This window comes from Escherichia sp. E4742 (assembly GCF_005843885.1).
Classification (GTDB): Bacteria; Pseudomonadota; Gammaproteobacteria; order Enterobacterales; family Enterobacteriaceae; genus Escherichia.
This window is the reverse complement of sequence record NZ_CP040443.1, coordinates 1,817,516-1,836,257: the sequence shown is the minus strand read 5'-3', so window position 1 is coordinate 1,836,257 and position 18,742 is coordinate 1,817,516. Positions and strand designations below refer to the sequence as shown.

Genomic DNA, 18,742 nt, shown 5'->3' with positions numbered 1-18,742 from the left:
CTGACCAAATAATTATTGTGGTGAATATTTGTCACGTCATTCATTCCCGAACTAAGGCATTTCATTCCGTTTTGATGGCATTTCATGCCTTTTTTCCCCCTGCATAAAATGCACTTCGTTATGTTTGTCGGCAGAGAATTTTCCTTTTTACTACCGCAGGAATACTGCCATGACACCTTCAAACTATCAGCGTACGCGCTGGCTTACCCTTATCGGTACCATTATTACCCAGTTTGCGCTGGGGTCAGTTTATACCTGGAGCCTGTTTAATGGCGCGCTCTCTGCCAAACTGGATGCGCCGGTCAGTCAGGTTGCTTTCTCCTTCGGCCTGTTGAGTCTGGGACTGGCAATTTCTTCTTCTGTTGCTGGCAAGTTACAGGAACGTTTTGGTGTCAAGCGCGTCACAATGGCTTCTGGTATTCTGCTGGGATTGGGTTTCTTCCTTACCGCGCATTCCAACAGCCTAATGATGCTCTGGTTGAGCGCTGGTGTGCTGGTCGGTCTGGCAGATGGTGCGGGTTACCTGCTGACCCTTTCTAACTGCGTGAAGTGGTTCCCGGAGCGTAAAGGTCTGATCTCCGCATTCGCCATTGGTTCTTATGGCCTGGGAAGCCTGGGGTTCAAATTTATCGACACACAACTGCTGGAAACGGTCGGTCTGGAAAAAACCTTTGTAATTTGGGGTGCGATTGCGTTGGTGATGATTGTCTTTGGCGCGACGTTAATGAAAGATGCGCCGAAACAGGAAGTGAAAACCAGTAATGGCGTAGTAGAGAAGGACTACACCCTGGCAGAGTCTATGCGTAAACCGCAATACTGGATGCTGGCGGTGATGTTCCTCACGGCCTGCATGAGCGGTCTGTATGTGATTGGTGTGGCGAAAGATATTGCTCAGAGCCTGGCGCATCTTGATGCAATTTCCGCGGCCAACGCAGTAACGGTTATTTCTATTGCTAACCTTTCTGGTCGTCTGGTGCTGGGCATTCTGTCTGACAAAATCGCCCGTATCCGCGTCATCACTATCGGACAGGTGATTTCGCTGGTGGGTATGGCAGCACTGCTATTTGCACCATTGAATGCGGTGACGTTCTTCGCGGCGATTGCCTGTGTGGCGTTTAACTTCGGTGGCACAATTACCGTCTTCCCGTCACTGGTCAGTGAGTTCTTCGGCCTCAATAACCTGGCGAAAAACTACGGCGTAATTTATCTCGGCTTCGGTATCGGTAGCATTTGTGGTTCGATTATCGCCTCGCTGTTTGGCGGCTTCTATGTGACTTTCTACGTCATTTTTGCCCTGCTGATTTTGTCTCTGGCGCTTTCAACGACCATTCGCCAGCCTGAGATCAGAGTGTTGCGCGAAGTACATGGTTAAGTTTAGCGACAGGTTTTAGAGTTGTCCTGAGATTAAAAGGGCCATAAAGCTGGCCCTTTTAAGCGTTCAATTACCGCATAAGTTTCCTTTCATACTTGTATTTTTGTAAATTTGTGCTTCAAGTACATTCTTTCCCCACACTTTTTCCCTTTGCTGTGGTCTACTTATCAGCGTGTGCAGATTTTCCTTATCTGACGACCTTCGCACTTTTCCCTTGCCTGGCTTGAAAGGCCATTATGCAGGGTGTTATCACCTGTTTTTCCAGGGTTTGTTTGCATGAGATATATCAAAACGATAACGCAGCAAAAGCTAAGCTTTTTGCTCGCTGTCTATATCGGTCTGTTTATGAATTGCGCAGTCTATTTCCGTCGGTTTGACGGTTACGCGCATAACTTCACTTTTCTTAATGGCGTCTCGGCGGTTATCGAACTGGCAGGGACGGTTCTGGCAACCTTCTTCTTTTTACGTTTAATTTCACTCTTTGGCAGAACGGCCTGGAAAGTGCTGGCTTCATTGCTGGTGCTGATTTCTGCCGGAGCCAGCTACTACATGACATTTATGAATGTCATGATTGGCTACGGGATTGTTGCTTCGGTGATGACCACCGACATTGACTTATCGAAAGAAGTGGTTGGCTGGACGCTTATCGCATGGGTTGTACTGGTGAGTATTATCCCGTTGCTATTTATCTGGATGAACCGCTCACAAGACACCTTCTGGCGTCAGCTTTGTACCCCGAAAACTCGCTGGCGTAGTGCGCTTACCGTGCTTTTGGCGGGCTTGTTGGTATGGGGTCCAATTCGTCTGATGGATGTAGTGCAAAAGCGTGCAGACCGTATGGCCGGAGTGGATATGCCGAGCTACGGTGGCGTACTGGCGAACTCTTATTTGCCTTCGAACTGGCTTTCTGCGTTGGGGCTGTATGCCTGGGCGCAAGTGGATGAATCGTCAGACAATCGGTCGCTGATGAATCCGGCAAAAAAATTCACCTATACCCCGACGCAAAATCTCGACGACACCTATGTGGTTTTCATTATTGGCGAAACTACGCGTTGGGATCATATGGGGATGCTGGGCTACGAGCGCGATACCACGCCGAAGCTGGCCAAAGAGAAAAACCTGGTGATGTACCGTGGTTATTCTTGTGATACCGCGACTAAATTATCACTACGTTGTATGTTTGTGCGTGAAGGTGGAACGGAAGATAACCCACAACGTACGCTTAAAGAGCAGAACGTATTTGCGGTTCTCAAACAGCTGGGCTTTAGCTCTGATTTGTACGCTATGCAGAGTGAGATGTGGTTCTATAGCAACACCATGGCTGACAACATTGCCTATCGCGAGCAAATTGCAGCAGAGCCGCGTAACCGTGGGAAAGCGGTGGACGATATGTTGCTGGTCAATGAAATCGAGCGCTCTCTGGAGAAAAAACCAGAAGGTAAGCATCTGATTGTGCTGCATACCAAAGGGTCACACTATAATTATACTCAACGTTATCCCCGTGAGTTTGCCCAGTGGAAGCCAGAGTGCTATGCAATTGACCGCAAATGCCCACGAGCGCCGATGATTAACTCATACGATAACTCCATCACCTATGTTGATCATTTTATCGACACAGTCATCGACAAATTCCGCGATAAGAAGGCCATTATTTTCTATGCAGCGGACCACGGTGAATCAATTAATGAGCGTGAGCACTTGCATGGCACACCACGTGAATATGCGCCACCGGAGCAGTTTCGCGTACCGATGATGGTCTGGATGTCGGATAAATATCTGGAGAATCCGGCCAACGCGCAGGCATTCGCGCAGCTGAAAAAAGAGGCGGATATCAAAGTGCCACGCCGTCATGTAGAACTGTACGACACCATTTTAGGTTGCCTTGGTTATACTTCACCGGACGGTGGTATCAACGAAAACAACAACTGGTGTCGAATCCCTCAGGCGAAGAAGGCAGAAGCTAACTAAATGCACTGCTGAGTTTCTCGCCGATCAAAAGGCATTTTGCTATTAAGGGATTGACGAGGGCGTAACTGCGCAGTAAGATGCGCCCCGCATTCGGTGATTGGCGCAGCCTGGTAGCGCACTTCGTTCGGGACGAAGGGGTCGGAGGTTCGAATCCTCTATCACCGACCAATTTAGAAAAACCAGCCTACGGGCTGGTTTTTTGCTTTCTGTAACCCGCTCGAACGTAGGCCTGATAAGACGCGGCAGCGTCGCATCAGGCAACGGCACCGCACTTATTGTCGGATGCGGCGTGAACGCCTTATCCGACCTACACACCACACATTTCCCTGCCAAATTTGCGCCCCATATCTCACTATCCATTAACGGATTTGTGACAGAATCCATTGTCTTTTTCTATATTTGCTTAAATCTTTTTTTGCGTTACTTATGGCTGGCGCTGGCATTTTCCGCTGTGCGGTTTAGCGTTCATGGTATTAATCGCTCAGATATCCACCTTTCCATCAGATTTTTTTCACTAAATGCATAAAACTTAATCACCAATTGTTGCCAAATATTAAGCTGATTGTTCTGGTTATGTTGGCGTAGCACAAATTTCTCTGCTGCAAATAGTTGTTTGAAGTTTTTTTAATCTTTGTTTGTGGATTCTCACCGTTGGTGTAAATCCCGGTGGGCTGTATTGACGTTTTCACATTCTGTTGACAGATTGTAGGTCACGAGGGGCATTTTATGGAGGATCCGCACTGTAACACTGATGTTAATTAGTACGGCATCCCCACCTCATAACGTTGACCCGACCGGGCAAAAAACAAAAAAGGTCAGGCAGCGACAACCCACTGCAAAGGGTTAAAACAACAAACATCACAATTGGAGCAGAATAATGCGTATTTCCTTGAAAAAGTCAGGGATGCTGAAGCTTGGTCTCAGCCTGGTGGCTATGACCGTCGCAGCAAGTGTTCAGGCTAAAACTCTGGTTTATTGCTCAGAAGGATCTCCAGAAGGGTTTAACCCGCAGCTGTTTACTTCCGGCACCACCTATGACGCCTCTTCCGTACCGCTTTATAACCGTCTGGTTGAATTTAAAATCGGCACCACCGAAGTGATTCCGGGCCTCGCTGAAAAGTGGGAAGTCAGCGATGACGGTAAAACCTATACCTTCCACTTGCGTAAAGGTGTGAAGTGGCACGACAACAAAGAATTCAAACCGACGCGCGAACTGAACGCCGATGACGTGGTGTTCTCGTTCGACCGTCAGAAAAACGCGCAAAACCCGTACCATAAAGTTTCTGGCGGCAGCTACGAATACTTCGAAGGCATGGGCTTGCCGGAGCTGATCAGCGAAGTGAAAAAGGTGGACGACAACACCGTTCAATTCGTGCTGACTCGCCCGGAAGCGCCGTTCCTTGCTGATCTGGCAATGGACTTCGCCTCTATTCTGTCAAAAGAATATGCAGACGCGATGATGAAAGCCGGTACGCCGGAAAAACTGGACCTCAACCCGATCGGCACCGGCCCGTTCCAGTTACAGCAGTATCAAAAAGATTCCCGTATTCGCTACAAAGCGTTTGATGGCTACTGGGGTACCAAACCGCAGATCGATACGCTGGTCTTCTCTATTACCCCTGACGCTTCAGTGCGTTACGCAAAATTGCAGAAAAATGAATGCCAGGTGATGCCGTACCCGAACCCGGCAGACATTGCCCGCATGAAGCAGGATAAATCCATCAACCTGATGGAAATGCCGGGGCTGAACGTCGGTTATCTCTCGTATAACGTGCAGAAAAAACCACTGGATGACGTGAAAGTTCGCCAGGCTCTGACCTACGCAGTGAACAAAGATGCGATCATCAAAGCGGTTTATCAGGGCGCGGGCGTGGCAGCGAAAAACCTGATCCCGCCAACCATGTGGGGCTATAACGATGACGTTCAGGACTACACCTACGATCCTGAAAAAGCGAAAGCCTTGCTGAAAGAAGCGGGTCTGGAAAAAGGTTTCTCCATCGACCTGTGGGCTATGCCAGTACAACGTCCGTATAACCCGAACGCTCGCCGCATGGCAGAGATGATTCAGGCTGACTGGGCGAAAGTAGGCGTGCAGGCCAAAATCGTCACCTACGAATGGGGTGAGTACCTCAAGCGTGCGAAAGATGGCGAGCACCAGACGGTAATGATGGGCTGGACTGGCGATAACGGGGATCCGGATAACTTCTTCGCCACCCTTTTCAGCTGCGCCGCCTCTGAACAAGGCTCCAACTACTCAAAATGGTGCTACAAACCGTTTGAAGACCTGATTCAACCGGCGCGTGCCACCGACGACCACAACAAGCGCGTTGAACTGTACAAACAAGCACAGGTGGTGATGCACGATCAGGCTCCGGCACTGATCATCGCTCACTCCACCGTGTTTGAACCGGTACGCAAAGAAGTTAAAGGCTATGTGGTTGATCCATTAGGCAAACATCACTTCGAAAACGTCTCTATCGAATAATTAAAAGCCATACAAGACTGATGGCAAAGGCAAAACTGCCTGATGCGCTCCGCTTATCAGGCCTACGAAAATTCTGCAATTTATTGAGTTTGCACGATTTTGTAGGCCGGATAATGCGTTAACGCCGCATCCGGCATAAACAAAGCGCACTTTGTCAACAATCTGCATACCCGGTGGTGCTGTGCCTCTGCGCGCAGCGCCATCCGGCAGCAATACTTCATTCTCTGTCCGGCACGGGCGGGAATTGATTTGTGAGCAATACAGACACGCAGTTCCAGGCTGCGGGTCACTACAGAGAATCCGGGTTATGTTGCAGTTTATTCTCCGACGTTTGGGACTCGTCATCCCCACGTTTATCGGTATTACCCTTCTCACATTTGCCTTTGTCCACATGATCCCGGGCGATCCGGTGATGATCATGGCGGGTGAACGTGGGATCTCCCCAGAGCGTCACGCGCAATTGCTGGCAGAACTCGGCTTGGATAAACCGATGTGGCAGCAGTATCTCCATTACATTTGGGGCGTAATGCACGGCGATTTAGGCATTTCGATGAAAAGCCGCATCCCGGTTTGGGAAGAGTTCGTGCCACGCTTCCAGGCCACGCTGGAACTTGGTGTCTGCGCGATGATTTTTGCTACGGCAGTCGGTATTCCGGTCGGTGTACTGGCAGCGGTTAAACGTGGTTCCATTTTCGATCACACTGCGGTTGGCCTGGCGCTGACCGGCTACTCAATGCCTATCTTCTGGTGGGGCATGATGCTGATCATGCTGGTTTCGGTGCACTGGAACCTGACGCCTGTCTCCGGTCGCGTGAGCGACATGGTGTTCCTTGACGACTCCAATCCGTTAACCGGTTTTATGTTGATCGACACCGCTATCTGGGGTGAAGACGGTAACTTTATCGATGCCGTCGCCCATATGATCTTACCTGCGATGGTGCTGGGCACAATTCCGCTAGCGGTTATCGTGCGTATGACGCGCTCTTCGATGCTGGAGGTGCTGGGCGAGGATTACATCCGCACCGCGCGCGCCAAAGGCCTTACTCGTATGCGGGTGATTATCGTTCATGCGCTGCGTAACGCGATGCTGCCAGTGGTGACCGTTATCGGCCTGCAGGTAGGGACGCTGTTGGCGGGGGCGATTCTGACTGAAACCATCTTCTCGTGGCCCGGTCTGGGTCGCTGGTTAATTGACGCGCTGCAACGCCGTGATTATCCGGTAGTGCAGGGCGGTGTATTGCTGGTGGCGACGATGATTATCCTCGTCAACCTGCTGGTCGATCTGCTGTACGGCGTGGTGAACCCGCGTATTCGTCATAAGAAGTAAGGGAACGTCATGTCACAGATTACTGAAAATAAAGTGATTATCGCACCGGTGCCGATGACCCCGTTACAGGAGTTCTGGCACTATTTTAAACGCAACAAAGGCGCGGTTGTCGGGCTGGTTTACGTCGTCATCGTGCTGTTTATCGCGATCTTTGCCAACTGGATTGCGCCGTATAACCCGGCAGAACAGTTCCGCGATGCGCTACTCGCCCCGCCAGCCTGGCAGGAAGGCGGCAGCATGGCGCACTTGCTCGGTACAGATGACGTCGGTCGTGACGTTATGTCGCGCCTGATGTACGGCGCGCGCTTGTCGCTGCTGGTCGGCTGTCTGGTGGTGGTGTTATCGCTGATTATGGGCGTTATTCTCGGCCTGATCGCCGGTTACTTCGGCGGCCTGGTCGATAACATCATCATGCGCGTGGTCGATATCATGCTGGCGCTGCCAAGTCTGCTGCTGGCGTTGGTGCTGGTGGCGATTTTCGGCCCGTCGATTGGTAACGCCGCGCTGGCGCTAACCTTCGTTGCCTTGCCGCACTATGTGCGCTTAACCCGCGCCGCCGTGCTGGTGGAGGTGAATCGCGATTACGTCACCGCGTCTCGCGTGGCAGGTGCCGGGGCGCTGCGCCAGATGTTTATCAATATTCTTCCCAACTGCCTTGCACCGCTGATTGTTCAGGCGTCGCTCGGCTTCTCTAACGCCATTCTCGATATGGCTGCTCTTGGTTTCCTCGGCATGGGGGCGCAGCCGCCAACACCGGAGTGGGGCACCATGCTCTCCGATGTGTTGCAGTTCGCGCAAAGCGCCTGGTGGGTCGTGACCTTCCCGGGTCTGGCGATCCTGCTGACGGTGCTGGCATTTAACCTGATGGGTGACGGTTTGCGTGATGCGCTCGATCCCAAACTGAAGCAGTAAGAGGTTCGAGATGGCGTTATTAAATATAGATAAATTATCGGTGCATTTCGGCGACGAAAGCGCACCGTTCCGCGCCGTAGACCGCATCAGCTACAGCGTAAAACAGGGAGAAGTGGTCGGGATTGTGGGTGAATCCGGTTCGGGTAAATCGGTCAGTTCACTGGCGATTATGGGGCTGATTGATTATCCGGGTCGCGTAATGGCGGAAAAGCTGGAGTTTAACGGCCAGGATTTGCAGCGTATCTCAGAAAAAGAGCGCCGCAATCTGGTGGGTGCCGAAGTGGCGATGATCTTCCAGGACCCGATGACCAGCCTTAACCCGTGCTACACCGTGGGTTTCCAGATTATGGAAGCGATTAAAGTGCATCAGGGCGGCAACAAAAGTACCCGTCGTCAGCGGGCGATTGACCTGTTGAATCTGGTTGGCATCCCCGATCCAGCATCGCGTCTGGATGTTTACCCGCATCAGCTTTCCGGCGGCATGAGCCAGCGTGTAATGATCGCGATGGCGATTGCCTGTCGACCAAAACTGCTGATTGCTGATGAACCGACCACCGCGCTGGACGTGACCATTCAGGCGCAAATCATCGAACTGCTGCTGGAATTGCAGCAGAAAGAGAACATGGCGCTGGTGTTGATTACCCATGACCTGGCGCTGGTGGCGGAAGCGGCGCATAAAATCATCGTGATGTATGCCGGTCAGGTAGTGGAAACGGGCGAAGCCCATGCCATCTTCCGTGCGCCGCGTCACCCGTATACTCAGGCATTGCTACGCGCGCTGCCGGAATTTGCTCAGGACAAAGAACGTCTGGCGTCGTTACCTGGCGTCGTTCCCGGCAAGTACGACCGCCCGAACGGCTGCCTGCTTAACCCGCGCTGCCCCTATGCCACGGACAGATGTCGCGCTGAAGAACCGGCGCTGAATATGCTCGCTGACGGGCGTCAGTCCAAATGCCACTACCCACTTGATGATGCCGGGAGGCCGACACTATGAGTACGCATGAGGCCACCTCGCAACAACCGCTGTTGCAGGCTATCGACCTGAAAAAACATTACCCGGTGAAGAAAGGCATGTTCGCGCCGGAACGTCTGGTTAAAGCGCTGGACGGCGTTTCATTTACTCTTGAACGCGGCAAAACGCTGGCGGTAGTAGGTGAATCTGGCTGCGGTAAATCGACCCTCGGTCGGTTGCTGACGATGATTGAAACGCCCACCGGCGGTGAACTGTATTACCAGGGGCAGGATCTGCTCAAGCACGATCCGCAGGCGCAGAAGCTGCGTCGGCAGAAAATCCAGATCGTCTTCCAGAATCCCTATGGTTCGCTGAATCCGCGTAAAAAAGTCGGGCAAATTCTTGAAGAGCCGCTGCTGATTAATACCAGCTTAAGCAAAGAACAGCGTCGGGAAAAAGCCTTGTCGATGATGGCAAAAGTTGGCCTGAAAACCGAGCACTACGACCGCTATCCGCATATGTTCTCCGGTGGTCAGCGTCAGCGTATCGCCATTGCCCGTGGTCTGATGCTCGACCCGGATGTGGTGATTGCCGATGAACCGGTTTCTGCGCTGGACGTCTCGGTGCGTGCGCAGGTGCTCAATCTGATGATGGATTTGCAGCAAGAGTTGGGGCTGTCTTATGTCTTCATCTCGCATGATCTGTCGGTGGTGGAGCACATTGCTGATGAAGTGATGGTGATGTACCTGGGCCGCTGCGTGGAGAAGGGAACGAAGGACCAAATCTTCAATAACCCACGTCATCCGTACACCCAGGCACTGCTCTCTGCGACGCCGCGCCTGAACCCGGACGATCGCCGCGAGCGCATCAAACTCACTGGTGAACTGCCAAGCCCGCTGAATCCACCGCCGGGCTGCGCCTTCAACGCCCGCTGTCGTCGACGCTTCGGCCCCTGCACCCAGTTGCAGCCGCAGCTAAAAGACTACGGCGGTCAACTGGTTGCCTGCTTTGCTGTTGATCAGGATGAAAATCCGCAGAAGCCAGCTGTATAACCCACCCGATGAGACCGGTTTTCATGCTGGTCTCATGTCAAATATGACCTCATTGTACTCTGACTATCACTTATAGATCTTTTTTGACCATTTTTGTTGCCAATGGATTATATATGAGCTAAATTATAATAATTAATAAACAATGGCTCATTTGTGGATTCTTAACGAACTCCTTTAACCATAAATGATCTTTTTTTGTCTTTTATCAATTGAAAGGTTCTTTAATGATCTACACGGGGTCACAGAATCTGGCTCAAGAGTTGAAAGCGATCGGCGACCAGCTCCAGGAGTTGCAGAAGAAACTTATCCAGGGGCCGAATATTAGTCAACCACGCCCCCTCCGGACCATTGAGACTCCCCGTCATTTGGGGGAAAAACTGAACGCACGGCGCAAAGAATTGGGCATTGATTTATACACCCTTGAACTACAAACGGGGATCTCAACGTCCACGTTAAAGCGACTTTTTAAGGATCCTGAACAGGTTAAATTCGGCAGTGTGTTTGCGGTGGCGAACGTTCTTGGAGTGAAACTATGCATCGACGAGTGAAAGTGTTGCTCTATGGTCAGGTAGTGGGTGAACTCTCTCAGAACGACAGTGGTTTTTTGTTCCAGTACGCCCCGGATTACCACGGACCGGCAATCTCAATCAGTCTGCCCGTCGCACAGCGTCAGTTTCCCAGTGAGACGTTGCATCCTTATTTTGCCTCACTGGCGCCAGAAGGATGGCTGCGTCAACGCTACAGCCAGATACAGCATCGTGACGAAAACGATCCGCTGGGAATGCTTATTGATAACGGCAAGAATCTGCTGGGGGCAATCCAAATTTTACCTTGGGAGGAATAATGGCGAATTGTCGCATTCTGTTAACGCCGCTGAATGAACGTGACGAACAGCGCGGATATTCGACACAGGGGTTGAAGCGCCTGAGCGGCACTACAAAATTGAATCCTCGGCTGGGGTTTACGCGAACTCAGTTTGTGCAGGAACTTCCGCGTCAACAAAAAGGGATGAGTATTTCCGGTTACCAGCCCAAGTTGCAATTAGTGCTGGATGAAGGAGAGTTCCGCGTCGTAGATCATCAGGGAAATTTTATCCTTAAGCCCTCTCCAGCCGACTTTCCCGGTTTGGCCGAAAATGAACACGCAACAATGACATTAATGTCTCGTTTGGGATTTGACGTACCTGTGCATGGCCTGCTGAGTTTTGCACCACAATCAGAGGAGGAGCTTGAATACGCGTTTGTTATCCGGCGCTATGACCGGGATGACAAGGGGCAGCCAGTGCATCAGGAGCAACTTGATGGCGCGATGCAGATTACAGATAAATATGGCAAAACGGGAAATGATAACGAGCAATACGTCAGCTATGAAACGCTGGCCCGATTTTTAATTGCCCATGTTAACGACAACATCGCATTTAAAATCGATCTCTTTCGTCGCATTGTTTACGCCTGGTTGCTGGGTAATAACGACATGCATTTACGAAACTTTGGCTTAGTGTACTCCGATGGTTTGACGCCAGCGTTAGCGCCGGTGTATGACTTTGTTTCTGTCGCTCCCTATCCGGAATATTTTCACTCAAACTATCTGGCGCTGCCGTTATTGATGCGAGAAGAAGGCGGCCGGGAACTGGCTCCTGGATTTGACAGTGGTTATGGCGAGTATATCGGGCAGGACTTTTTGCTGTTGGGTGAATCGATGGGATTAGCGCCCAGATTGCTGGAAAAAATCTTTCAGGATATACGTAAAGAAAATTCCATTGTTATGGAAACGTATGAACAGTCCTTTATGACTCAGGAGCATATCCAGGCTGTACTGAAATGCTATCGACATCGTCTGGGGCTGCTGTGAGCAGCCCCCGTTACTTTTACTCAATCAGCTTCAACAGCGGCGAAAAGCACAGCAAAATGCCATAAAACAGGATAAGCCATGTTTTTAGCCCGCGTAGTTTTTTCAGTTGTGAAACTTTAGAGATCAGGAAAAACGGAATCAGGCACGACACAATGCCATATAACGGGCTTCCTAACTGAAAGAACACCAGCACCGATACACGAAATGAAACCCAAATTGTCAGCGTAATGACGATAAAAGCGCAAATTGCCAGAGTCAGCATACGCGAGTTAATTTTCTGGGTATCAATAATTCGGCTTAACAGATTGAGAATAATGCCTTTAATGGCCTCGTGGAAACCGAGGTAAATGCCAAAGAATGCGGTCAGTACGGCAAAGATATTCAGCACCGTAGAGGTGATATGAATGATATGCCCGGGGATCACCTGCGCGGCTAGTGCCAGTGCCGAGATATTTTGTTCAAAGGCAGAAACGGCTTCTTCGTGGCTAATTGAGAAGGTAAACGAAAAGGCAAAAAACAGGATCACCGCGATGAGCGTGATATAGCTAATCCGGTGGGTACGCAGCGCGAGCCGAGTTGCCAGTACTTTATCTGTTTCCCGCTTACGATAGGCAATATTCATCGGGTTAAGCACCTGAATAAATACCGCAGAGAAGAAACAAAATGGAATGGTGAGCAGGACGTCGCGGAAAAATACGGAGGCTTGTGGGAAGGCGGTTATATTGGCGAAATTCCAGTGCGGGATCATCGCAAAACCGAACACGACAATAATGCCGACTTTGACCACCACCATTGGCCCGGAGATCTTAAATAGCAACCTTTCACCACCAGACGCAATCGCCACCAGTACGGCGAAAATAGCGACTTTATAAAGTAGAGATTGTGAAAGATCGGCATCGGTTAAACCGAAGGTTTTCAGGTATGAGGCGCTGTCGAAAACTACGGAGAGAGAGTAGATAAAAATCCCGTGAATAATCATCAAAAAGTAGATGACCCCGAGGAAAATTCCCCAGTTTTTGCCCAGGTAATGACTGATAATATCTGTATAGTCATTACAGGAATCACTTTCTGAAAGTGTCTTTAAATAAATGTCCTGCACTATCCAGGTTGCCGGATAAGCAATAATTGCAGCGGTAATAAATACCCAAATCCCCTTCAGGCCAATTTGTACCGGCATCAGCACGGTTCCGGCACCAATCGCCATTCCTATACATAATAAAACCCAGCCGAAGTCGTAGCGCGTAAACGGCAATTTGTGATCGTGTAATGGTTGTGTGTTGTGCTGCATAAAGTCCTGTCCAGAAAGAAGTCAGCCTCGTAAAAATGAATAACCCCAGCTTCTCTTGCGCAACTGGTAGAGAAGTTGAATACGCAGTGTGTAATGAATGAGACAACAGATTCACTGGGGAGATTGCGAGGAGGCGCAATTCTACAAAATTGCGCATTTCACTACCAGTCTGGAGTCAGCTCGGATATGAACTGCAACTATTGTAAACAAAGAAATTAAGCTGGAAGGCATCACGCAATGAGGAAAATTGCCAGATGCTGACGGTAAAACGCAATCGTAGAATCAGCGGCAAGCCGGAAGGATTCCGGTGAGGCGCAATGTTGCGGGAGCTTTATCCCCGGCGGCATTGGTTGCTGGAAAGAGAAAACCCCCGCACGTTGCAGGTCTGCACCTGGCAACATCACGGGGGCCATTCTTGATAATAGACAACTCAAGGATAGCCGCGAAACGTTGTCATTACAACAGAGGCGGCTATATGACGCTCGCAGAGTTGGGCATGGCCTTCTGGCACGATTTAGCGGCTCCGGTCATTGCTGGCATTCTCGCCAGCCTGATCGTGAGCTGGCTGAATAAGCGGAAGTAACGTGTCATGCGGGCGTCAGGCTGCCGTAATGGCAATTTGCGCCCGGACCAGGCCGCAGGGGTGAAACTCTGCGGCCTTTTTCGTAAGAAAAATGCAACGGTTGCAAGCGGATAATATTCTGCGGAATGCGCAGCACAGAGTGAAGAATTGACGGATTCCGGAACAGAAAAACAATCGTAGAATCAGCGGCAAGCCGGAAGGATTCCGGTGAGGCGCAATGTTGCGGGGGCTTTATCCCTGGTGGCATTGGTTGCTGGAGAGAGAAAACCCCCGCACGTTGCAGGTATACACCTGACAACATCACGGGGGCTAATCTTGAACCTGAACAACTCAAGAATAGCCGCGAAACGTTGTCATTACAACAGAGGCGGCTATATGACGCTCGCAGAGTTAAGCATGGCTTTCTGGCACGATTTAGCGGCTCCGGTCATTGCTGGCATTCTCGCCAGCCTGATCGTGAGCTGGCTGAATAAGCGGAAGTAACGTGTCATGCGGGCGTCAGGCTGCCGTAATGGCAATTTGCGCCCGGACCAGGCCGCAGGGGTGAAACTCTGCGGCCTTTTTCGTAAGAAAAATGCAATGGTTGCAAGCGGATAATATTCTGCGGAATGCGCAGCACAGAGTGAAGAATTGACGGATTCCGGAACAGAAAAACAATCGTAGAATCAGCGGCAAGCCGGAAGATTCCGGTGAGGCGCAATGTTGCGGGGGCTTTATCCCTGGTGGCATTGGTTGCTGGAGAGAGAAAACCCCCGCACGCTGCAGGTATGCACCTGACAACATCACGGGGGCCATTCTTGCATCTAGACCATTCAAGAATAGCCGCGAAACGTTGTCATTACAACAGAGGCGGCTATATGACGCTCGCAGAGTTGGGCATGGCCTTCTGGCACGATTTAGCGGCTCCGGTCATTGCTGGCATCCTCGCCAGCCTGATCGTGAGCTGGCTGAATAAGCGGAAGTAATATGTCATGCGGGTGTCAGGCTGCCGTAATGGCAATTTGCGCCCGGACCAGGCCGCAGGGGGAAACTCTGCGGCCTTTTTCGTAATTACTGCGGATAAGGCACCCAGTCTCCACCGTTCAGGCGAACATACGGTTTATTTTGATATTGAATGACCACCGCATTCGAGTTCTCGGAAACAGGCGCAGTCTGTGGTAATCCACTAGTGAGTTTTTTCCAGTCAACATTGTCTTCGGTGAAAATCTTGCCATCGAGAACGCGAACCACCAAATCAGAGATTGCCAGGAAGCTGCTTGGTTGGTCGATGACAATTGGCGCGCCCTGATGTGGTGTTTTCATGCCGAAGAATTTCACGCCAACCGGTACATCAGTGATTGCCGGACTGGGGATATCACGCAAACCAGAAACTTGCATTCTGTCACCTTTCAACGCGCCACCGTGTTCCGGTACTACGACGACCATCACTTTACGACCCGATTTCTCCAGTTCAGTAAAGAAGGCGTCCAGTTCATCAAAGAACTTCTGCGCTCGCGCTTTGTAATCCGCCGTTTTGCTGACGCCCGGATAATGGTTGCCATCATGCAGTGGAAGCGTGTTGTAGAACGTAGCGCTACGGGTGTTTTTATCTTTTTCGGTAACGTCCAGCCAGCGGTTAAGCACGGCAGTATCGTCATAAACCGGCGAACCATCAAAGCCCAGTAAAATAACCGGCAGATTTGTTTGATCCATCAATTCGGTTTGCATACCGCCGTTTTCGCGAACTTCTTTCAGGAAGCCGCCAAACTGGCCGTTATGTCCCATCATCAGATGCTGGGTAAAGCCCAGTTTTGACAAGTTATCGAACAGATAGCAGTCATTATTTGCTGGTTGATACAGATTGGTGTGCGATGGCTGACCGCAACTGGCGCGCAGCAAACGAATCGCCGCCGGACCGCTGTATGAGGTTGCAGAGTTGAAATTCTTGAACTCAATATCGAAATGCGACCACAACGGATGTGACATTAATCCGGCAGCTTCAATATCCGACCATGAAAGCGAACAGATATTAATCACAAGAAGCTCAAATGGCTGCGCATCCGCTGGCAGCGCGGATGGGAAGGTCGATTTACGTTTCGCCTCGGCGTTATAGAAATTATTCAGCCAGGCATTGAGGTTTGCGGTTGTCGGTGGCGCAGTTTGCGCTGGCATATCTCCAACTACTGGCGTGCCGCCGGTTGCCGCGACAGTAGCTGCAGCGTTACCGCCCGTCGTTGTTACCGTGGTGGTCGGTTGACCGGCTGGCCACAGGGAGAAACTTGGACCAGCCAGCGTAAGTATGTTCAGCCATACCAGAATGGCGACCACAAAAACGGTGATGCGAATCCATTGTGACAAGAATAACCAGGCCACTAACAAAACAAAGACAGCACCAATCATCTGCCAGTTAATAAAGCGCGTGACCAGATCGATTAAATAATCGGTACTAAAGCCTGCCACTTGTGACCCCTGGCTCATAATACTTTCCGGGCCAGGTAGCCAGGTATCATGCCAGAAGAGGGCAAAGCCGATCGGCAGGGCGATCCAGTGGCGCAGGCGATGCAGGCTGTAGCGCGGAATCGGCATTAGCAAGAATGCGGCAAATACCAGATTGAGTAGTGGATGGAAGTTAAGGTAGCCCGCCCACAACAGGCCGAACTTAACCAGAAAATAAAAGTTCCAGCCAGAAAGGCCGCGCCAGTATTGCCAGAGGGAAGAAGGCATAGCGGTATTTTGGGTAAATTGAGTCATTTTTTGGTAGCCCTGGCTTTTTCTGCGCGGCGTAACGTACCGGCCGGTTTTACATAACGAGGTTTCGCAAATAACAAACGCAGGGTGTCACGAATGCGCCGTAGGGAATGGCGCGCCAGATAGCCCAGCGGGAAAAAAACAAGCGCACAAACGACAATGATTTCAATGATATCGCTGATGGTCATCATGATGAATGCTCCACAGGATCACTCAACAGTCGCAGCGGTTCCGGTATTCGTCGCCAGTTACGCCCATCATGCTCGGCATTGATTACCGGCATGGAGGCCTGAGTTAAAGGCAGTGGTACCCCCCATTGTTCCGGGGCCAGCAGACGCATTTGCACCAGCTCGGCGCTGATTTGGTCATCTTCAAACCAGACCATGCGGTTAGAGAAAATATCGCCGGTAGGTAACGGGAAAATGTGATTCAACGCAGTATCCAGATCGTTGATCCTGCAGAATGAGAGGAACAGGACCAGTCGATTTCCACCAACGGTCATAATGTCGCCAGTGCGATTTGGACGGCATAGTGTCAGGGCTTGCTCAACACGAATGCCAGGAACCGGGCGCAGTGCTACCAGCACCCCTTTACCATGTGCAGGCAGCAACGTGTTGTTCATCATGTTATTTACTGCGTTACAGAACACATCCCACTTTTGAAAACCGCGTAGCTTCAGCGGTTGGGTCATTGACAGCAAGGTCGAGATATCTTCCGGAACATAGCGGCTGAACTTCTGCCCTTGCACGCTTTCAATCATCGTCAGACAGCGGGAGAGCGGGGCGTTCCAGGGAATAACCATGTTAGCGCCACAGGCCAGTAACAGGCGTTCATCCGTGGCGCGCAGACTGGCGGTATTTTCCCGCACGAGGATCTTCATCGCACTACCACGCTGGCGACGCAGGGTATGAATGCTGCGGGCCAGTGGTTCAATTTGCCCATTTTGCTGTAAAGAGAAAACGACGGTTGCAGCCTGTGCAGTCCGGGCTTCATTGAACAGAGTTTCGTTGTTGTCGAACAGTTGCCAGTGTTCTGATAACGGGGGGGCGCCTTCCAGCACAGCAATATTGCTAAGAATGCGTTTTTCATCGCTGCGTGGTTGGATCTCCGCTTCTTCACGCTGAACTAACGTCCAGATACCCTCTTGCTGCTGAACGATGAGTTGCTGACGGGCGCTAACCCCTTTTTCGTTGCACCAGAAGGCGATATCCAGCAGATGTTGATCGCCCTGAAAACGCAAACTGGCGAGGCCAAAAAGAGAACGGTACTCTTCTAGCAACAATGAAAATTGTTTATCGTTATTATTTCCTGGATTAATTACCAGCAGTGAACAATGGTATAATCTGCTCCACTTGTTCATTTTATCCAGCCATGAACGAAGCCGCTCAGTTGGAATGTTTTGCCATGCGTTATTGGCGCAAACAAGAATGAAAAGATAATTTTCGGGATCAATAGAACATTGTAAATCACGGGGCAAATAGTATAGCCCCTTTTCATGATTTAGCATTGAAAATAATTTTATTTTTTCCGGTCCGTGAGAATCATCTAATTTGAAGGTTTTTTCGGGATCGTTATCCATGCTAATGACCGCGACTTTCGCGGTTTCAGCTTGAGAAGCCATCGTTTGATTCACAAGGCTGATAGCATCTTCTTGACGATCGACGTTAAACCACCAGACGCCGCCTGCTGGCATATGCCGCAACTCATCCCACAAAGATGAGATACCGATAGAGAATACAGGGTCCACAACGTCCCTCAAGTCACCATTTTGTCTGATTATCAGTTTACTAGCGAAAGCTAAGAAATAAACCTACCATTGAAATTAAAACTTATCAGATTTAGCATGTGAATCAATTTAGCAGGCTGGAAGCCTTATGATATCAGTCTTTTCGTTTTTTACTTTCGTTAGTTGCGTACATGAAAGTTAAAAAATGAACGGATTACGTATTGCCGTCTGGCATTATACGGGCAAAATTCTGTTGATTAGAATTGACTGATGCGTGGCGGGTATATTTTATCGAGATTAAGCATAATGAATAACAACGAACAGGATACTCTGCCTGATCCCGCGATAGGCTATATCTTTCAGAATGATATTTTGGCGTTAAAGCAGGCGTTTTCACTGCCTGATATCGATTATGCCGATATTTCTCAGCGTGAGCAGTTGGCTGCAGCGTTAAAACGCTGGCCATTGTTGGCTGAGTTTGCGCAACAGAAGTAGGGGA

General features: G+C 50.4%; 19 protein-coding genes and 1 tRNA gene. 15 read left to right on the top strand and 5 right to left on the bottom strand.

Features of this window, described 5'->3' with window-relative positions; all coding sequences use genetic code 11:
- Positions 1-169: 169 nt before the first annotated feature.
- The 11 genes from FEM44_RS08915 to FEM44_RS08860 all read left to right on the top strand — a co-directional run bounded on the left by FEM44_RS08915 (position 170) and on the right by FEM44_RS08860 (position 11,919).
- Positions 170-1,372 (top strand): L-lactate MFS transporter, encoded by a 1,203-nt coding sequence (locus tag FEM44_RS08915; protein ID WP_135522583.1) that lies wholly within the window; start codon positions 170-172, stop codon positions 1,370-1,372.
- Positions 1,373-1,648: 276 nt separating this feature from the next.
- Complete coding sequence (eptB, locus tag FEM44_RS08910) at positions 1,649-3,340, top strand: kdo(2)-lipid A phosphoethanolamine 7''-transferase (protein ID WP_130216274.1); 1,692 nt, start codon at positions 1,649-1,651, stop codon at positions 3,338-3,340.
- Positions 3,341-3,431: 91 nt separating this feature from the next.
- Positions 3,432-3,508 (top strand) — tRNA-Pro (locus FEM44_RS08905).
- Positions 3,509-4,217: 709 nt separating this feature from the next.
- Positions 4,218-5,825: a dipeptide ABC transporter substrate-binding protein DppA gene (gene dppA / locus FEM44_RS08900; RefSeq protein ID WP_016262652.1), complete on the top strand. Its 1,608-nt coding sequence runs from the start codon at positions 4,218-4,220 to the stop codon at positions 5,823-5,825.
- Positions 5,826-6,132: 307 nt separating this feature from the next.
- Positions 6,133-7,152: a dipeptide ABC transporter permease DppB gene (gene dppB / locus FEM44_RS08890; protein WP_000938857.1), complete on the top strand. Its 1,020-nt coding sequence runs from the start codon at positions 6,133-6,135 to the stop codon at positions 7,150-7,152.
- Between the two features lie 9 nt (positions 7,153-7,161).
- The gene (dppC, locus tag FEM44_RS08885; protein WP_135522584.1) at positions 7,162-8,064 is read left to right on the top strand and encodes a dipeptide ABC transporter permease DppC; all 903 of its coding nucleotides are present in this window, start codon (positions 7,162-7,164) and stop codon (positions 8,062-8,064) included.
- Positions 8,065-8,074: 10 nt separating this feature from the next.
- Complete coding sequence (gene dppD, locus FEM44_RS08880; RefSeq protein ID WP_135522585.1) at positions 8,075-9,058, top strand: dipeptide ABC transporter ATP-binding protein; 984 nt, start codon at positions 8,075-8,077, stop codon at positions 9,056-9,058.
- Positions 9,055-10,068: a dipeptide ABC transporter ATP-binding subunit DppF gene (gene dppF / locus FEM44_RS08875; RefSeq protein WP_135522586.1), complete on the top strand. Its 1,014-nt coding sequence runs from the start codon at positions 9,055-9,057 to the stop codon at positions 10,066-10,068. The genes dppD and dppF overlap by 4 nt, the downstream gene beginning before the upstream one ends.
- 224 nt (positions 10,069-10,292) lie before the next feature.
- Positions 10,293-10,616 (top strand): helix-turn-helix domain-containing protein, encoded by a 324-nt coding sequence (locus FEM44_RS08870; protein ID WP_130222989.1) that lies wholly within the window; start codon positions 10,293-10,295, stop codon positions 10,614-10,616.
- A complete protein-coding gene (locus tag FEM44_RS08865) occupies positions 10,601-10,912 on the top strand; it encodes a HipA N-terminal domain-containing protein (RefSeq protein WP_130210092.1) in 312 nt (103 codons plus the stop codon). The genes FEM44_RS08870 and FEM44_RS08865 overlap by 16 nt, the downstream gene beginning before the upstream one ends.
- Positions 10,912-11,919, top strand: a complete 1,008-nt coding sequence (locus tag FEM44_RS08860; RefSeq protein WP_135522587.1) for a type II toxin-antitoxin system HipA family toxin — start codon at positions 10,912-10,914, stop codon at positions 11,917-11,919. Before FEM44_RS08865 ends, FEM44_RS08860 begins: the two co-directional genes overlap by 1 nt.
- Before the next feature lie 16 nt (positions 11,920-11,935).
- Here FEM44_RS08860 and FEM44_RS08855 read toward each other — a convergent pair whose 3' ends face one another.
- Positions 11,936-13,207 (bottom strand): amino acid permease, encoded by a 1,272-nt coding sequence (locus tag FEM44_RS08855; RefSeq protein WP_130210096.1) that lies wholly within the window; start codon positions 13,205-13,207, stop codon positions 11,936-11,938.
- A gap of 230 nt (positions 13,208-13,437) precedes the next feature.
- Positions 13,438-13,611 carry a hypothetical protein gene (locus FEM44_RS08850; RefSeq protein ID WP_171022592.1) on the bottom strand — a complete coding sequence of 58 codons (174 nt, stop codon included), beginning with the start codon at positions 13,609-13,611 and terminating at the stop codon, positions 13,438-13,440.
- Positions 13,612-13,682: 71 nt separating this feature from the next.
- Between FEM44_RS08850 and FEM44_RS08845 the strand changes: the two genes are divergently transcribed.
- The 3 genes from FEM44_RS08845 (at position 13,683) to FEM44_RS08830 (ending at position 14,755) form a co-directional block, all read left to right on the top strand.
- The gene (locus FEM44_RS08845) at positions 13,683-13,790 is read left to right on the top strand and encodes a type I toxin-antitoxin system toxin Ldr family protein (RefSeq protein WP_002431793.1); all 108 of its coding nucleotides are present in this window, start codon (positions 13,683-13,685) and stop codon (positions 13,788-13,790) included.
- Positions 13,791-14,165: 375 nt separating this feature from the next.
- Positions 14,166-14,273: a type I toxin-antitoxin system toxin Ldr family protein gene (locus tag FEM44_RS08835; protein WP_074399497.1), complete on the top strand. Its 108-nt coding sequence runs from the start codon at positions 14,166-14,168 to the stop codon at positions 14,271-14,273.
- Positions 14,274-14,647: 374 nt separating this feature from the next.
- Complete coding sequence (locus FEM44_RS08830) at positions 14,648-14,755, top strand: type I toxin-antitoxin system toxin Ldr family protein (RefSeq protein ID WP_002431793.1); 108 nt, start codon at positions 14,648-14,650, stop codon at positions 14,753-14,755.
- A gap of 85 nt (positions 14,756-14,840) precedes the next feature.
- On the opposite strand, the gene bcsG is transcribed toward FEM44_RS08830, so the two are convergent.
- Genes bcsG through bcsE form a run of 3 tightly spaced genes read right to left on the bottom strand, consistent with a single transcriptional unit; the run spans position 14,841 to position 18,276 of the window.
- Positions 14,841-16,520: a cellulose biosynthesis protein BcsG gene (bcsG, locus tag FEM44_RS08825; protein WP_138158978.1), complete on the bottom strand. Its 1,680-nt coding sequence runs from the start codon at positions 16,518-16,520 to the stop codon at positions 14,841-14,843.
- Positions 16,517-16,708, bottom strand: coding sequence for a cellulose biosynthesis protein BcsF (gene bcsF / locus FEM44_RS08820; protein ID WP_130216286.1), 192 nt, complete (start codon positions 16,706-16,708; stop codon positions 16,517-16,519). The genes bcsG and bcsF overlap by 4 nt, the downstream gene beginning before the upstream one ends.
- On the bottom strand, positions 16,705-18,276 hold the full coding sequence (gene bcsE / locus FEM44_RS08815) for a cellulose biosynthesis c-di-GMP-binding protein BcsE (RefSeq protein WP_135385357.1): 1,572 nt from the start codon (positions 18,274-18,276) through the stop codon (positions 16,705-16,707). The genes bcsF and bcsE overlap by 4 nt, the downstream gene beginning before the upstream one ends.
- Positions 18,277-18,549: 273 nt before the next feature.
- Between bcsE and bcsR the strand changes: the two genes are divergently transcribed.
- The gene (gene bcsR / locus FEM44_RS08810; protein ID WP_064527810.1) at positions 18,550-18,738 is read left to right on the top strand and encodes a cellulose biosynthesis protein BcsR; all 189 of its coding nucleotides are present in this window, start codon (positions 18,550-18,552) and stop codon (positions 18,736-18,738) included.
- Positions 18,739-18,742: the final 4 nt, after the last annotated feature.

Excerpts from the sequence above, each read along its gene's own strand:
- dppF (WP_135522586.1), top strand. The coding sequence starts at position 9,055 with ATGAGTACGCATGAGGCCACCTCGCAACAACCGCTGTTGCAGGCTATC.
- bcsF (WP_130216286.1), bottom strand. The coding sequence starts at position 16,708 with ATGATGACCATCAGCGATATCATTGAAATCATTGTCGTTTGTGCGCTT.
- FEM44_RS08855 (WP_130210096.1), bottom strand. The coding sequence starts at position 13,207 with ATGCAGCACAACACACAACCATTACACGATCACAAATTGCCGTTTACG.
- FEM44_RS08860 (WP_135522587.1), top strand. The coding sequence starts at position 10,912 with ATGGCGAATTGTCGCATTCTGTTAACGCCGCTGAATGAACGTGACGAA.
- bcsG (WP_138158978.1), bottom strand. The coding sequence starts at position 16,520 with ATGACTCAATTTACCCAAAATACCGCTATGCCTTCTTCCCTCTGGCAA.
- FEM44_RS08915 (WP_135522583.1), top strand. The coding sequence starts at position 170 with ATGACACCTTCAAACTATCAGCGTACGCGCTGGCTTACCCTTATCGGT.
- dppC (WP_135522584.1), top strand. The coding sequence starts at position 7,162 with ATGTCACAGATTACTGAAAATAAAGTGATTATCGCACCGGTGCCGATG.
- FEM44_RS08845 (WP_002431793.1), top strand. The coding sequence starts at position 13,683 with ATGACGCTCGCAGAGTTGGGCATGGCCTTCTGGCACGATTTAGCGGCT.
- eptB (WP_130216274.1), top strand. The coding sequence starts at position 1,649 with ATGAGATATATCAAAACGATAACGCAGCAAAAGCTAAGCTTTTTGCTC.
- bcsR (WP_064527810.1), top strand. The coding sequence starts at position 18,550 with ATGAATAACAACGAACAGGATACTCTGCCTGATCCCGCGATAGGCTAT.
- FEM44_RS08830 (WP_002431793.1), top strand. The coding sequence starts at position 14,648 with ATGACGCTCGCAGAGTTGGGCATGGCCTTCTGGCACGATTTAGCGGCT.
- FEM44_RS08865 (WP_130210092.1), top strand. The coding sequence starts at position 10,601 with ATGCATCGACGAGTGAAAGTGTTGCTCTATGGTCAGGTAGTGGGTGAA.
- dppB (WP_000938857.1), top strand. The coding sequence starts at position 6,133 with ATGTTGCAGTTTATTCTCCGACGTTTGGGACTCGTCATCCCCACGTTT.
- dppA (WP_016262652.1), top strand. The coding sequence starts at position 4,218 with ATGCGTATTTCCTTGAAAAAGTCAGGGATGCTGAAGCTTGGTCTCAGC.
- FEM44_RS08870 (WP_130222989.1), top strand. The coding sequence starts at position 10,293 with ATGATCTACACGGGGTCACAGAATCTGGCTCAAGAGTTGAAAGCGATC.
- dppD (WP_135522585.1), top strand. The coding sequence starts at position 8,075 with ATGGCGTTATTAAATATAGATAAATTATCGGTGCATTTCGGCGACGAA.
- FEM44_RS08835 (WP_074399497.1), top strand. The coding sequence starts at position 14,166 with ATGACGCTCGCAGAGTTAAGCATGGCTTTCTGGCACGATTTAGCGGCT.